A 14,541-nucleotide genomic window follows, 5' to 3' on the forward strand; every position below is an offset into this window, starting at 1 on the left:
TGCAGATGATGCCGGAGAAGAGACAATGGCGCCAAAGGCAGCCGATGCGGTGAAGATGCGCGGCCAGGATGTCAGCGTCTTCTACGGGGACAAACAAGCGTTGTTCGATGTCAATCTCGACATTTTCGAAAACCAGGTTACGGCGCTGATCGGACCGTCAGGCTGCGGTAAGTCGACTTTTCTGAGATGCCTCAACCGGATGAACGACACGATCGACATCTGCCGTGTTACCGGGACGATCACGCTGGATGGTGAGGACATTTACAGTCCCGGTGTGGACGTGGTCGAATTGCGGGCGCGGGTCGGCATGGTTTTCCAGAAGCCCAATCCTTTTCCGAAATCAATTCGGGAAAACATTGCTTATGGCCCGCGCATCCATGGCTTGACCAGATCGAAGAGCGACCTTGAGGAAATCGTGGTCACCAGCCTGCAAAAGGCTGGTCTCTTTGAAGAGGTGAAAGACAGACTGGATTCACCGGGAACCGGGCTTTCCGGCGGTCAGCAGCAGCGGTTGTGCATTGCAAGGGCAATCGCTGTCCAGCCCTCGGTCATCTTGATGGACGAACCCTGTTCTGCCCTGGACCCCATTGCAACGGCCAAGATAGAGGAGTTGATCGACGAGTTGCGCCAGAACTACTCGATCGTCATTGTTACCCATTCCATGCAGCAGGCCGCAAGGGTGTCCCAGCGCACTGCCATGTTCCATCTGGGCTACCTCGTGGAAGTCGATCAAACCGATAAAATGTTCACCAATCCGGACGACAAGCGCACTCAGGACTACATTACCGGCCGTTACGGCTGATCGGAGAAAAACATGGAAAGCTCCCACATTGTCAAATCCTTCGACGAGGAACTCGGCGCAATCGAGAGCCTGCTTCTTGAAATGGGCGGCCTTGTCGAGACGCAGATTGCCGAAAGCATGGAAGGGTTGATAACCGGCGACATGGAGCTTTGCGATAAGGTCCGCAAGGATGATGCAAAGGTCGATGCCCTGGAAGTCAAGACCGACGAACTGGCGGTTCGCATACTTGCGCTGCGCCAGCCGGTTGCAGGCGATCTTCGCACCATAGTCTGCGCCCTGCGCATCTCCTCCAACCTCGAGCGGATTGGCGACTATTCCAAGAACATCGCCAAGCGGGCAGTGCTTATCAAAGGAGATGCCAAAGTAGGCTCATCTGCAAATACGCTCAAACGCATGGCCAGAATGGTCAAGGCAATGGTGGGCGACGTGCTCGATGCTTTCGTTTCGCGCGATGTGGCAATGGCCGACGAGCTGCGCCAGCGGGACGAAGAGGTCGATCACATGCACAACACGCTGTTTCGTGAGCTCCTAACTCATATGATGGAAGACCCGCGCAACATCACCGTCTGCATGCACCTGCTTTTCATTGCAAAAAACCTTGAACGTATCGGCGACCACGTAACCGGCATTGCCGAGCAGATTTCCTATCTCGTCAATGGTGAACTCCCCGACGATGACAGGCCGAAAAGCGATCTTGTCGATTCGATCGCGCAAAAGCCGGTCAAGGCAGTGAACTAGGCTCCGGTCGCTTGTGCAGGGCATGTTGCGCTGTCACCGGATTTAAAATGAACAGCAAACCCATAGAGGTTTCGAGTCCCAGGTTATGCAAATGGTGTCAACTGAACCGCCGCTTGTCCTTATTGTTGAGGATGAGCCCGCCCAGACGGAGCTGTTGCGGTACAATTTCGACAAGACCGGCTTCCGCACGATCACCGCGGCGGATGGTGAGGAGGGTGTGTTGCTCGCCCGTGAAAGGCGCCCCGATCTCATTGTTCTCGACTGGATGCTGCCTGAGCTTTCCGGCATCGAGGTTTGCCGCCAATTAAAGCGCGATGCGGAAGTGCGGCAGATTCCCGTCATGATGCTGACGGCCCGCGGCGAGGAAACGGACAAGGTGAGGGGCCTTGATACCGGTGCCGACGACTATGTCGTAAAGCCGTATTCGGTTAATGAACTGCTGGCCCGCGCCCGCGCGCTGCTGAGGCGTGCCAACCCTGCCAGCATGGGCGAAACGCTGGTTCACGGCGATCTCGTTCTCGATCAGGTCCAGCACAAGGTCATCCGAAACAGCAAACCGGTAAAGCTTGGGCCGACCGAATTCCGGCTGCTTACCGTCCTGATGGAGCGTCCCGGGCGCGTTTGGAGCCGCGGGCAACTGCTCGACAGGGTTTGGGGTCAGGATATGGAAATCGACTACCGTACGGTCGATGTCCATGTCGGCAGGCTGCGCAAGGCCCTTCGGCAGGAGGGCAAGGCCGATCCGATCCGCACCGTGCGCGCCGCCGGTTATTCCCTGGATTATGAGGGTTAGGTGTGAATATCGACCGGCGCGGCGAGTGAACAATGGAACATGATACCGTCACAAAAAGTGAACGCTCCGTAGAGAAGGGCAAGCTTGAAGGGCGTTCCGGCTGGCTTACATATCAGCGAAACAACCAAGCTGAACGAGAGCCAACGGAAAAAACACCATGTCCATTCGGCCCACTACCCGGATTTCGCAGGCCCAGCCGACCCTTGAAGGAGCCGGCGTAAAACTGCATCGCGCATTTGGTTTCGGCGATCCTTCGCTTGCCGATCCCTTCCTTCTTTTTGATGATTTCCGCAACGATAATCCGGAGGATTATCTGCGCGGCTTCCCCTGGCATCCCCATCGCGGCATCGAAACCATCACCTATGTATTGAATGGTGCCGTCGAACATGGCGACTCCCTGGGTAATACCGGAGCGCTGGCGGCCGGAGACGTACAGTGGATGACGGCAGGTTCCGGCATCCTGCATCAGGAAATGCCCAAGGGTGACACGAAAGGCCGCATGCACGGCTTTCAGCTCTGGGCTAACCTGCCCTCTGCGTTGAAGATGACAGATCCGCGCTATCAGGATGTAAAAGCCGCGGAAATACCGGAAATCATCGATGACGACGGCACCCGGATCAAAGTGATCTGCGGCTCGTTCTGGGGCAAATCCGGCCCCGTGGATGGAATCGCCGCCAACCCCCGTTACCTGGATGTGTTTGTCCCTGCCGGGGTGCGCAAGATTCTGCCGGCCGATACATGGCAAAAAACCTTTGCCTATGTGTTCGAGGGATCGGGCATCTTTGCTGACGCTTCCGACCCGTTTGGCGTATTGCTTGAAAAGGAAGTCGATGGCCAGGAACTGCATATTCGTGAGCAGGCCGGTGACCGGTCGCTTGTACTGTTTGGCACCGGCGATGAGATTGCAGTACAGGCCGGCGAAGAAGGCATCCGCTTTCTTCTTGTCTCTGGTGCGCCGATCCAGGAACCGGTCGCCTGGCACGGGCCCATCGTCATGAACACCCGTGAAGAGCTGCAAGCCGCCATCCGCGAGCTTAATGACGGAACATTCATCAAGAAGTCGGCATGATAACCTGTAGATCAAGCTTGCTTGATCGCCCTCGATATCGCCGTAATCTGTGCTAGTGTACCGTCATGTGAAACGGACAGGATCGATGTGAACCGTTCCGGCAAATCAGGACGGGCGGAAAGCGCCCCCGATAGCCGCGGCGAGCCGCCAGCCGGCGCGGCGCCCGGACTGCTGGTGCGTGGCCTCGCCTGGCTGGCGGTTGCCTGGGAAAGGCTGTGGCCCCTGCTGGTGCCGGCCTTTGTTCTGTTCTGCCTGTTTCTTACCGTCTCCTGGCTTGGTGTGTGGACGCGTATTCCCGATTGGGCACGCTATGTCGCGCTTGGCCTGTTTGCCGTGGCCGGATTGTGGGCCGTTATGCCGCTGCGTCAGTGGCGTGCGCCGAACGCCCGGGAAACCATCGACCGGATCGAGAAGGCTTCCGATCTGATTCACCGCCCGGTGACGGCGCAGGTGGACCGGCAGGCGAATAAAGCCGATCCGTTTGCGGCCGCGTTATGGGAAGAGCACCGCCGGCGCATGGCGGAAAAAGTGAAAGATCTCTCCTCGGGCACGGTATCTCCCGACGGCAACCGGTATGACCGCTACGCCCTGCGCGCCCTGGTGCCGATTGTCGCATTTGCAGCCCTTGGCTATTCCTACAGCCTCAATGGAGGGCGTGTTGGCGACGCCTTCGGTCCACAACTTGACCGGGCCGCCATTCTTTCCCGCCTGGATGTGTGGATCACGCCACCCACTTACACGGCAAAGCCGCCTCTGTATCTGGAAACCGCCGCTCTGGTGAAGGAGAACGGCGAAGGCAGTGCCGGAGAAGATGGCAGCAGAGTTACGCCCGGTGCGGTGACGACCCTGTCGGGCAGCGCCCTGACGATACGCCATGTGGACCTGGAAGGCATCGGTCATACGATTTCAGCCCGCCTGCGCACCTCCGGCACAACGCAGCCACTGCAGCGCGATACAGGGGATGCGACGCAAGCTGTACGTTTTTCAAGCGTGCTGGAAGAAGATGCCCAACTCGAGGTGCTGGTCGGCGAAGAGGTTTTGGCTTCCTGGGCAGTGACCGTCGAACAGGACGTGGCGCCGGTTATCAGGCTTGATGAAATGCCGGCTGCTGCCCGCAGTGGCGCACTGGAACTCAACTATTCGGTCGAGGACGACTATGGTGTGGTTTCCGCACGCGCCCTGTTTTCCCGCGTGAAACCGGAAAGCGATCCTGATGCCCGTCCCCTGGTGGAGCCACCGCAATTGCCGCTGCCACTGCCGCGCGCGCGCGCAAAAAGCGGCGCCACCAAGGTGAACCGGGACCTGTCGAGCCATCCATGGGCCGGCAGCGAAGTTGAGCTCGTGCTGGAGGCAAAGGACGATCCGGGACAGATAGGCAGGTCGCAACCGGCGCGCTTTGTTCTTCCAGGACGAAATTTTGCCGATCCCCTTGCACGGGCGCTGGTGGAACAGCGCCGTATCCTGGCCCTCAATGCCAATGATGCCCCTCTTGTTGCCGATCTGCTTGATGCGGTGACAACGCATCCTGAGACATTCAGCATGGACATGGGGGCCTATATCGTTCTGCGCAGCACCTACCGGATGGTTGCCCGCGCGCCGAGCGATGACAAGCTGCGCGAAGCCATGAATGTATTGTGGGAAACAGCGCTGGCTTTGGAACTTGGCGACCTCTCGGAGGTAGAGCGGCGGCTGCGGGAAGCACAGGAAAAACTCTCCGAAGCATTGGAGAACGGTGCTGGTGATGAGGAGATCGAGCGCCTGATGGAAGAGTTGCGTCAGGCGATGAACGATTTTCTGGAGCAGATGGCAAGAGAACTTGCCGAAAACCCGATCCAGAACAATCCCATGCGCAACATGGACAATTTCGAGTTTCTGACCCAGCGTGATCTTGAACGCATGATGAAGCGTATCGAAGATCTGGCAAAATCCGGCTCCAAGGATGCGGCACGGGAGCTGCTCAGTGAATTGCAGCGCATGATGGACAACCTCATGGCCGGTCAGCATCAGCAGCAGCGCCGCGCCGAAGGCAATGAACTTAATCAGGCACTCGACCAATTGTCCGAGCTCATGCAGCGTCAGCAGGAATTGATGGAAGAAACATTTTCCATGCAACGCCGTCAACCGAGCCAGGGCCAGCAGCAGAGGCAAAACCAGCAAGGCGAAAATCAGCAGGGGCAAAACCAGCAGGGCCAGAACAATCCGCAGGATGGTGAAGGCGAGATGACACCTGAGGAGTTCGCCGAGGCACTTGAACAGTTGCGCCGCCAGCAGGAAGCCCTGCGCGAGCAATTGGGCGAACTGGGTCAGCAGTTGGAGGATTTGGGCCTCGATCCCTCAGAACAGTTTGGTGAGGCGGGTGAGGAAATGGCTGAAGCAGGCGAAAATCTCGGCAAGGGCGACAGTGGTGCCGCAGCAGGTGATCAAGGCCAGGCGCTGGATGCACTGCGCCGTGGTGCGCAATCCATGATGCAGCAAATGGCGGGCGATCGTAATCAGGGCGGCCAACAGCCGTCGGACCAGGCCGGCAATCCCCAGCAGCGCCAGGACGGCACCGATCCGCTCGGGCGCCGTAACCAGGCACGTGGCCGGATCGATGATGGCGATACCCGCATCCCCGGTGAGGTCGATGCGCAGCGCGCCCGCGAGATCATGGAAGCCATCCGCCGCCGCCTTTCCGATCCGCTGCGGCCGCTCCTGGAGCGCAACTATCTGGAAAGACTGCTGAAAAGCCGTTAGAGCGTGTCCTGGTTGGATGACTGGTGCAGAATTTCTGAACTTTCGTCCCGATTTGACCCTGCAGCGACAGCAGGCATTTTTCTCGCCGTTTCGTAAAGGGACTGGGCCCTGGACCAGGGTAAACAAGCGGTAAAAACCGTGGTTGCACTGTTGTGCCGGTTTACCGCCCGTTAACCGTTGTTCATCTGTAAAACCTAGTAAAATCAGCTATTTAGTTTGCGAAAGGACTGGCAGGTCCGGCTTTCGTGCAGACTGGCAGGCAGCATGCATGTCTGTGGGCAGGAATTGTCCCACCAGGCCAGCATGGAGGCCAGCATGCCCAATATTGATCTCAAACAGGCCCGTCAGCGGCACTCACATATAGCAGGCAATTTTCTTGCAAGCGAGAAAGGTGCGTTTGCACCAACCTTCGCACTTGCTGCCATTGCTGTAATGGCTTCTGCCGGGATTGCGGTTGATTACACCCAGCTTTCCCGCGCAAAGACGCTGATGAACCAGTCGCTGGACGCGGCAGTGTTGGCGGCAGGCCGTGAAGCAATGGAAGGTGAAACCAGCAAGGCCAAGCTGCGTACGGTTTTCGACAATCACCTGCAGGCCAATTTCACCAATCATCCATGGCTTGGCCAGTCGGTACAGGTTGAGGACTTTTCGTTCAACAAAGACACTGGTGAAGTCAACGCGTCCCTGAAGGCGCCGATTGAAACCGCCTTCATGGGATTGGTCGGCAAGCCGGTGGTCGATGTAGGCGCGTACAGCCAGGCCAAATTCTCCAACACGGCTGTTGAAGTGAGCATGGTGCTGGACGTTACCGGCTCCATGAACCGGGATGGCAAACTTGATGCGCTCAAGCTTGCGGCGGGTGATGCCGTCGACATCCTGCTGCCGAAAGGCAAATCGCACAAAAATGTCCGGCTTGGCCTGGTGCCCTATTCGGAGGGGGTCAGCCTGTCTCCGGGACTTGCCCGCAAGGCGAGCGGCCAATCCAGGCGCACCTGCATGACCGAGCGGCGGCGCAACCCGCATAACGATGTTTCTCCCCGCAGGGAAAAGGTTGGTGCCGATGATCGTACCGAGGATTGCCCTACCAATGTTGTGCGGCCGCTCACAAACAAGCGCGGCTTACTGCTGAGTGACATTCGCAACATGCGGGCAGATGGATACACAGCCGGTCATCTGGGTATTTCATGGGGCTATTACATGCTGTCAGACAACTGGCGGCAATTCTGGCCAAACGGTTCGAAGCCTAATGGCTACGGCTCCAGGACACAAAAAATCGCAATCCTGATGACCGATGGCGAATTCAATACCCATTTTCAGGGTGTCAAACGCAGCAGCGATCCCCGCGACCAGAAGAAAAAGTCAGGGGGCGCAGCCAAAGCGCTGTGTACGGACATGAAGCGGCCAAAAAAGGGTGGCGACGGCATAACCATCTATTCGATTGCCTTCAAGGCTCCGAAAGAAGCCAAAAAAACCCTGCAGGCCTGCGCCACGCCTGGCGACGGAAAAAGCCAGTACTATTTTGACGCCAGCAGTAATCAGGAATTGCGGGCTGCGTTCCGCGCCATTGCAAAAGACATCAAGACGCTCCGCCTGTCGCGATAAAAACAAGAGCGCAGTGCCGTCCGACCGCCGCATTGCGTAAATGACAGGCCGGAACGGCAGGGGGGTGGCCCACAACACCCCCCTGCACATCTTTCGGAGTCTGATATTTGAACCTGAGCTATGCATTGAGTGCATAGCTACCATGTGCGATCGGGACTCCCAATCCGCGATTTTGCTCCTTATATGAGCGTAAACGAAACGTTAACGGTTTTGCGTTACGTTACGTCTGTTCAGCCGGTGTACCTCCTCCCATACCAGCTGAAAACAAATTCCGGTTTACCTCCTCCCAAACCGGAACGAAAACGATGCCTGCCGGACCTCCTCCCCCGGCAGGCATTGTCTTTTTTGGGCCCACCCAACAGCCTGGTTTGCGCCGCGCATCCGCCAACGGCTGAGCAAATTTTCCCCACAACACAAAAGGCCGCCCGGGAAGGGCGGCCTCGTGAATCTGTTTACTGCTAGATCAACCATGGCGGCCATCGGTTTCCGATAGCGGCCTTGTTGCGGTCAGATGAACCTGCGGAGGTTGCTCCCAAAACCATCCAAACGCACCGATCCATGCGCAAACCTGATTTCACTCGACACTGGATCACCTCCTTTCAGTTGTTGCAGTTACACCGTAACCCTGCGGCAGAATCCGGCACCAGGCAAGTCAAAAATCCGTGCGTAAACACTTTGCCGCCAGCGTGCCGGACAGTCCTTATCCCCATTGTTAACCGGAGATTTACCATCTCTTTGAGCCGCAAGTTAACCAATTTGCGGTCTCTTAAGCATGTAAACGGGAAAGGGATGAGTACTGATGACCCTTCGCAAAACACGCCGCAACAGCCTGGTGGGCGCTGTTCTGGCAGCCTTGGTTACCCTGCCTGCCGCGCCGGCCCTTGGCCAGAGCCTGGAGCCGGTACCGCAAAATCACAAAACCTATCTGGTCAACGGGCTGGCCAGCGTCATGCCGTTCATCGGCTATGGTTTTGCCAATCTGAAGGCCAAGCTTGGCCACGCCAAGCACTACAGCTATGCAACTCCGGTGGAAGGGCGCCTGGCAATACAGCCTGCTGTCCTTTCTGAAATTCGCCGTGAATTTGCACGCGATCCCAGTGTACAGATCAACCTTGTTGGCATCAGCTACGGTGGCAACATCGTAACGTCGCTTGCCGCCCAGCTTTACAAGGATGGCATTCCGGTAAACTATATGGGCGTGCTTGACGGGCCGGTTCTTGCCGCCGTTCCGCCCAATGTGCACCGGGTGGACAATTTCATCTGCCGTATTCCCGGCTGTATCGGCTCCAAGGTTCGCCTCACCAGGGGGAACAACGTTACCCTCCATGCCGAATTCCGGTATTCGACCACCCATGTTGGTCTCGGGGACTATGCGAAGGTGCACAATCGCATCATCGGACAATTGACGGCCTTCCCGATGCTGGTTGCGGGCAGCCCGATTGAAACCGTGCCGGAGCTCGATCCGATCGCAACCGCATCGATCCAGTAATGGCTGGCTTTTTGATTTGAAATTAAATCAGGCCGGCATTGCCGGCCTGATTTCGCATGCCATTACCGCAGGAAAGGTTCAGGATATTCGAGCTTGCCCTTGCGGCCTTTCAGGACGCCTTCCTTCAGTTCCAATACCATGAACTGGCGCCCCTGCCATCGCACCGAAAACGGGTCTGCCAGCTTGCTGGAAAAGCCGAAGCGCTCATAATAAAAGACATCCCCCAACACAAAGATGGCATCAAAGCCCTCGCTCCTGGCCGTCTCGATTGCAGCGCGAACCAGCGCACTGCCGACCTGCATTTCCCGGTAATCGGCCAATACCGCCAGCGGTGCCAGGGCAAGTGCCCTTACCGGTGCCTCGATCTCTGTTAGCAGGATATGGCCGATCACAAGGCCGTCGCATTCGGCAACGAGCGAAACCGTGTTCAGCGGTGCGGGAATGAGCTGATCCACCAGCCGGGCCTCATCCTTGCGGCCAAAGGCTTTGCGCTCAACGGACAGGATTGCGGATTGATCTTCCGGGCGGGAAGGGCGGATGGTCAATCGGTCACAAAGCATGGGCACGAAGAAGGTTGTGGATGATGGATCACAGATAACCATGCGGCACCGGGCTTGCAACCGTTACCGCCGCTCCAATTTGCGAATGCCGGTGCAGTCAGGTGTTTATCCAGCCAAATGGCGGAAGTGGCGCACAACTTCCTCATACACGCCGCGCTTGAAGGGGACGACCATTTCCGGCAGTTGCTCCATATCGGTCCACTGCCAGGCATCGAACTCGACCGGCGCGCCATCGGGCGGCTGATCGATATTGATTTCCTTTTCGGTGCCTTCGAACCGGAAGGCAAACCAGGCCATCTTCTGTCCGCGGTACTTGCCTTTCAACGCCGTGCCGATCAATTCCCCGGGCAGGTCGTAGGTAATCCATTCCTTCGTTCTGGCAAGACAGGTGACAGAGGTGATTCCGGTTTCTTCCCACAACTCCCGTTTTGCCGCCTCAAGTGGATCCTCATTCTTGTCAATGCCGCCCTGGGGCATCTGCCAGCGGTGATCGCTCAGCGACAATTCGCCATTGTCCGGTGTCAGCCGGTGGCCTGTCCAGACCTTGCCGTCGGCATTGAGCACCATGATCCCCACGCAGCGGCGATAGGGCAGTTTCTTTGGTTTTTTTTTCAACGTTGTCTCTCGGGATCACTTACAATTGCAGACACTGGCGTGATTTCGACACCAAGCGCATTCGCCCTGCTCGAAAAGTCCGCAATCATGTCGATGGTTTCCGAATAACCGTTGGAAACGCCAATGGCGAGGCCTGTTCGCTTGGCCTCCTTCACCAGTGCTTCCAGCTGTTTGGCGATGTCCTGGCGTGTGCGCTTTGCATCGATCAATATGTGTGCCCGCGCATAGGGCAGGAGCGATGCATCCGCCACCGCCTTGCTGCGATTGGCGCCGGATGAGCCGTCATCGACAAAAAGCAGACCCCGCCCGGCAATCTCGTCAAACACGGGCTTGAGGGCGCCCGGTTCGCTCAGCAGCTTGCCGCCCTGATAATTCATGATGCCCACATAATTGGTGATACGGCTCATCGCCCAGTGCAGATTGGCAAGGTTTTCTTCCGCACTTGCCGCGCTGTTGATCAGGCGCGAACCGGCAGGATTTCCGGATGCGCCATAAGGTTCCATGGGAACCTGCAACAGCAGTTCATGGCCCTTTTTTCTTGCTGCCTGCATCCAGCGCATCAGGCTGTTGCCCGTGGCCGCAAAGGCAAGTGTTACTGTCCCCGGCAGTTTGCGTACGGCTTCCTGGGAACTGGTCTGGCTGATACCGATGCCGCCCACGATGAGAACCACCCGTGCAACGCCGAAATTGCCGGTTGTATCCGGCTCGCGGGCGTAGACATCCATCGGCTTTCTGCCGTCGTGCGAGCGCCTGGGAATGGCCCCTGTCGCCCCCCGTTCGACAAGCTCGGGATCTGGCAGATGGGCAAGGCCGGCTTCCTGGGGCGCTGCTCTGGGAGGGCGGGGCTCGGGAACGGCAATGTTTCCTGATGGTTGCAGTGGCGTCAGGCCGGTTACGCCCTGGTTTTCCGCAGCGCTTTCATCTGCCGGTTCATCGTCTGTTTCATTGCCCGGCGGTGCTGCGGGATTGTCTTCTGTTTCTTCAGAATTTTCTTGCGAGGGGGAATCTGCAGCAGGAACTCCGGCAATTTGGATTGGAGGTTCCTTGGCAAGATAGAGCCAGCCGGCAAGCCCCATTGCTGCAACGGCAAACAGCAGGGAAACAAGGCCCAGCAGATTGCCGCTCCTCGCCGGTTTGGGGCCTTTGCGGGCTTGCGATTTGACCCCGAGTGGCCGGTTCAACTCATTCACAAGTCGATTCCTCGCAGAAGTTCACGCCGTTCCGCAGCAAACGGTCGAGACTGATTCGCACAAGTCTGAATCGGAGTTGGCCTGACTGCAAGTTGCTTTGCATCTTCCGCCAATGCGCCAGAAAAAAACAACCCGGCGTGTGCCGGGTTGCTTGTCATCAGTTCGGAAGCGCTTTGGATGGATCGGGCGGGAAAACGCCTTCGGCAGTTTTTGCGCCGGCAATCAGGTCCAGTGCGTGGTTAAGCTGTATGTCATCTTCCGGATCGGGCGGGACATATGCCGAGGAACCCGAGCCCTCATCATCTTCCTCTTCGCCGGTAATGTGACCGCGCAGGCGCGATTCGCCCGCGGCCTCCACACGGCCTTTCAATTCATCGGGCAGGGGCTGCGTCACCTTGATGTCCGGCTCGATCCCCTTGGCCTGAATGGAGGTGTTGGACGGCGTGTAGTAAAGCGCAGTGGTCAACCGAAGCGCGCCATTGCCGCCAAGCTGGATAATGGTCTGAACGGAGCCCTTGCCGAACGTGCGGGTGCCCAGAACCGTGGCACGCTTGTGATCCTGCAACGCGCCGGCAACAATTTCCGAGGCGCTTGCCGAGCCGCCATTCACCAGAACGATAATCGGTTTGCCTGCCACCAGATCGCCGGGACGGGCCTGATAACGGGTGATGTCGCTTTCGTCGCGCCCGCGGGTCGAAACAATTTCGCCCCGGTCAAGAAATGCATCGGAGACGTTGACGGCCTGATCGAGCAAGCCACCGGGATTGAGCCGCAGATCGATCACATAGCCGGTGACCTTGTCTGCGCCAACCTGCTCGTTAATTTTCTCGATGGCTTCTTCCAGCCCGCTGTCGGTCTGTTCGGTAAACGAATTGATGTCGATATAGCCGATGGTGTCGCGCTCCACCCGCCAGCGTACCGACCGCACCTTGATGATATCGCGGATCACGGTGATGGTTATCGGCGCGTCCGCGCCGTCGCGCTGGATTTTCAGTTCGATTGGGGTGTTGACCGGGCCGCGCATTTTTTCAACGGCTTGCTGCAGGGTCAGTCCGCGCACGGCTTCACCGTCGATCTGGTAAATCAGGTCACCAGCAAGTACACCCGCTTCAGCGGCAGGTGTTCCCTCGATGGGGGAAATGACCTTCACCAGTTCGTTCTCCATGGTGACCTCGATGCCCAGCCCGCCGAATTCACCGCGGGTCTGTACCCGCATGTCGGAAAAGTCTTTCGGATTCAGGTAGCTCGAATGCGGGTCGAGTGAAGCAAGCATGCCGTTAATGGCATTTTCGACCAGTTCCTCTTCATCGGGCTCTGAAACGTAAACCGAACGCACCCTTTCAAACACGTCGCCAAACAGGGCCAGTTGCCGGTAGGTCTCCGCCCCGGCGGCCTTGGCAGATGCCATTTGGGTGACCAGAGTGGTTGCGCCCAGGCCGGCCGAAACGCCTACCAGCAGGCCAACGATGAACAGTCCGGTTTTTTTCATTATCCGCTACTCTCTTTAAGGTTCGTTCTTGCCCACCACGGAGCTGAGTCGATCGGAACCCCATCCTTCCTGAACTCTACATATAGCACAGGCCTTCGGGTTCCAATATCAACATTGACGTTACTTGCAACGCGGGTCTCGCCCATCGCGCCGATGGGTTCACCGGCAAGTACAAACTGTCCCAGCACGGCATCGATTCGCTCCATACCGGCCATGACCACATGATAGCCGTTGCCGGCATTGACGATCAATAGTTGCCCGTAGGAGCGGAACGGCCCGGCATAGATTACCCAGCCATCGGTCGGCGAAAGCACGCGGCTGCCGCTGCGGGTTGCAATTGACAACCCTTTGGAAATCTCGCCACTCGCCGTCTTCTGGTTGAACCCGGCAATGTCGACGCCCGCAACGGGCTTTGGAAGCAAGCCCTTGGCATCGGCGAACGCCATCGCCGGTGCAATCCTCGAAAGATCGTCAAATCCGTTTGACGTAGCACTTTCGCGGGCCTCGGCAATGCGTTGCTCCTCCTGCTTCAAACGCTCTTCCTCGGCCCGTCTGGCAGCCTCCTGCGCTTGCTGGACGGAAGTGATCTCCCGGTTGAGGTCCTCGATAAGGGTTTCAAGATTGGTTGCTTTGCCGGCAAGTTCGGCAGCTTGTGCGGTTTGTCTTGCCAGCTCTGCCTGTTTTTCACCGATCAGCTTTTTCTTCTGTTCAAACAGCAGGGAAAGACGCCTTTCCTCTTCTGCAAGGGCGGTCATGTCGCTGGAGAGTTTCTCGCGGCTGGCAGAAATCTCTTCGCGTATCCTGACCAGGTTGCCGAGTTCGGTTGCCAGAATGGTCGTTTCCTCCCGGATTCCCGGCAATACTGCGCCCAGCAGAATGGCAGAGCGCACCGAGTTCAATGCATCTTCCGGTGTCACCAGCAGGGCGGGGGGCGGTTTGTGGCCCATGCGCTGAAGCGCGGCAACGATCTCGATCAGCACTCCGCGGCGTTCCTGCAGGGACTGGCGGGCCGCTGCTTCGTCAACGCGCAATTCCTCGAGCCGGTTGGCTGCCCGCTCAATACGTTCTTCGATAGCCCGCGATCTCGTGGAGGTTTCGATCAGGGTACGGGTAATGGTTGCCGTGTCTTCGTCCAGCCTGGCAACTTCCGCCTCCAGTGACGCTTTCATTTCTGCCGACAGGCTGATCGCCTGGCGCAGATCCGTCAGTTCCTGTTCGGTCTTGGCCCGCTGCTGATCCAGCCCCTCGACTCGGCCGCCCTGTGCATGGGCGGCAGGCCACTGCAAACATGCCAGCAAAAGCAACAGCAATATCCGCATGGCCATCATGGTATCGCTTCTTTCCAGCCCGCCGTGCCGCAAATGCCCCATCGGTAGCCTGCCCCAGCGCCCGAATCGATTTGCGTCTGCAGGCCTTAAGCGGCGACTCGGCCTGAATACAGGGATTCTGCGAAAGGGT

At 57.9% G+C, this 14,541-nt stretch carries 12 protein-coding genes; 7 read left to right on the plus strand and 5 right to left on the minus strand.

The genetic code is table 11. From position 1 onward, the window contains the following. The first annotated feature begins 25 nt into the window (after positions 1 to 25). From pstB to BVL55_RS02735, 7 genes are all read left to right on the plus strand, one after another. The gene (gene pstB / locus BVL55_RS02705) at positions 26 to 802 is read left to right on the plus strand and encodes a phosphate ABC transporter ATP-binding protein PstB (RefSeq protein WP_244530614.1); all 777 of its coding nucleotides are present in this window, start codon (positions 26 to 28) and stop codon (positions 800 to 802) included. 12 nt (positions 803 to 814) lie between these two features. Further along, positions 815 to 1,540 (plus strand): phosphate signaling complex protein PhoU, encoded by a 726-nt coding sequence (gene phoU, locus BVL55_RS02710; protein ID WP_075995622.1) that lies wholly within the window; start codon positions 815 to 817, stop codon positions 1,538 to 1,540. A 91-nt stretch (positions 1,541 to 1,631) separates the two neighbouring features. Continuing rightward, positions 1,632 to 2,333 (plus strand): phosphate regulon transcriptional regulator PhoB, encoded by a 702-nt coding sequence (gene phoB / locus BVL55_RS02715; RefSeq protein WP_205410836.1) that lies wholly within the window; start codon positions 1,632 to 1,634, stop codon positions 2,331 to 2,333. Positions 2,334 to 2,490: 157 nt separating this feature from the next. Next, positions 2,491 to 3,402 carry a pirin family protein gene (locus BVL55_RS02720; RefSeq protein ID WP_075995623.1) on the plus strand — a complete coding sequence of 304 codons (912 nt, stop codon included), beginning with the start codon at positions 2,491 to 2,493 and terminating at the stop codon, positions 3,400 to 3,402. A gap of 87 nt (positions 3,403 to 3,489) precedes the next feature. Beyond that, entirely contained in the window at positions 3,490 to 6,138 is a 2,649-nt protein-coding gene (locus BVL55_RS02725) for a TIGR02302 family protein (protein WP_162841436.1), read from the plus strand. 315 nt (positions 6,139 to 6,453) lie between these two features. Further along, a complete protein-coding gene (locus tag BVL55_RS02730; protein ID WP_162841437.1) occupies positions 6,454 to 7,740 on the plus strand; it encodes a vWA domain-containing protein in 1,287 nt (428 codons plus the stop codon). Positions 7,741 to 8,539: 799 nt separating this feature from the next. Then, on the plus strand, positions 8,540 to 9,229 hold the full coding sequence (locus BVL55_RS02735; protein ID WP_075995625.1) for a hypothetical protein: 690 nt from the start codon (positions 8,540 to 8,542) through the stop codon (positions 9,227 to 9,229). Between the two features lie 62 nt (positions 9,230 to 9,291). On the opposite strand, the gene BVL55_RS02740 is transcribed toward BVL55_RS02735, so the two are convergent. The 5 genes from BVL55_RS02740 to BVL55_RS02760 all read right to left on the minus strand — a co-directional run bounded on the left by BVL55_RS02740 (position 9,292) and on the right by BVL55_RS02760 (position 14,453). Continuing rightward, positions 9,292 to 9,831 carry a GNAT family N-acetyltransferase gene (locus BVL55_RS02740; RefSeq protein WP_083649333.1) on the minus strand — a complete coding sequence of 180 codons (540 nt, stop codon included), beginning with the start codon at positions 9,829 to 9,831 and terminating at the stop codon, positions 9,292 to 9,294. Between the two features lie 63 nt (positions 9,832 to 9,894). Further along, entirely contained in the window at positions 9,895 to 10,356 is a 462-nt protein-coding gene (locus BVL55_RS02745; RefSeq protein ID WP_244530615.1) for an RNA pyrophosphohydrolase, read from the minus strand. A gap of 44 nt (positions 10,357 to 10,400) precedes the next feature. Then, positions 10,401 to 11,594 (minus strand): divergent polysaccharide deacetylase family protein, encoded by a 1,194-nt coding sequence (locus BVL55_RS02750; protein WP_075995627.1) that lies wholly within the window; start codon positions 11,592 to 11,594, stop codon positions 10,401 to 10,403. 157 nt (positions 11,595 to 11,751) lie between these two features. Further along, on the minus strand, positions 11,752 to 13,086 hold the full coding sequence (locus BVL55_RS02755) for a S41 family peptidase (RefSeq protein ID WP_075995628.1): 1,335 nt from the start codon (positions 13,084 to 13,086) through the stop codon (positions 11,752 to 11,754). Continuing rightward, positions 13,083 to 14,453 carry a murein hydrolase activator EnvC family protein gene (locus BVL55_RS02760; protein ID WP_083649334.1) on the minus strand — a complete coding sequence of 457 codons (1,371 nt, stop codon included), beginning with the start codon at positions 14,451 to 14,453 and terminating at the stop codon, positions 13,083 to 13,085. The genes BVL55_RS02755 and BVL55_RS02760 overlap by 4 nt, the downstream gene beginning before the upstream one ends. Between the last annotated feature and the right edge of the window lie 88 nt (positions 14,454 to 14,541).

This window comes from Salaquimonas pukyongi, from assembly GCF_001953055.1.
Lineage (GTDB): Bacteria > Pseudomonadota > Alphaproteobacteria > Rhizobiales > Rhizobiaceae > Salaquimonas > Salaquimonas pukyongi.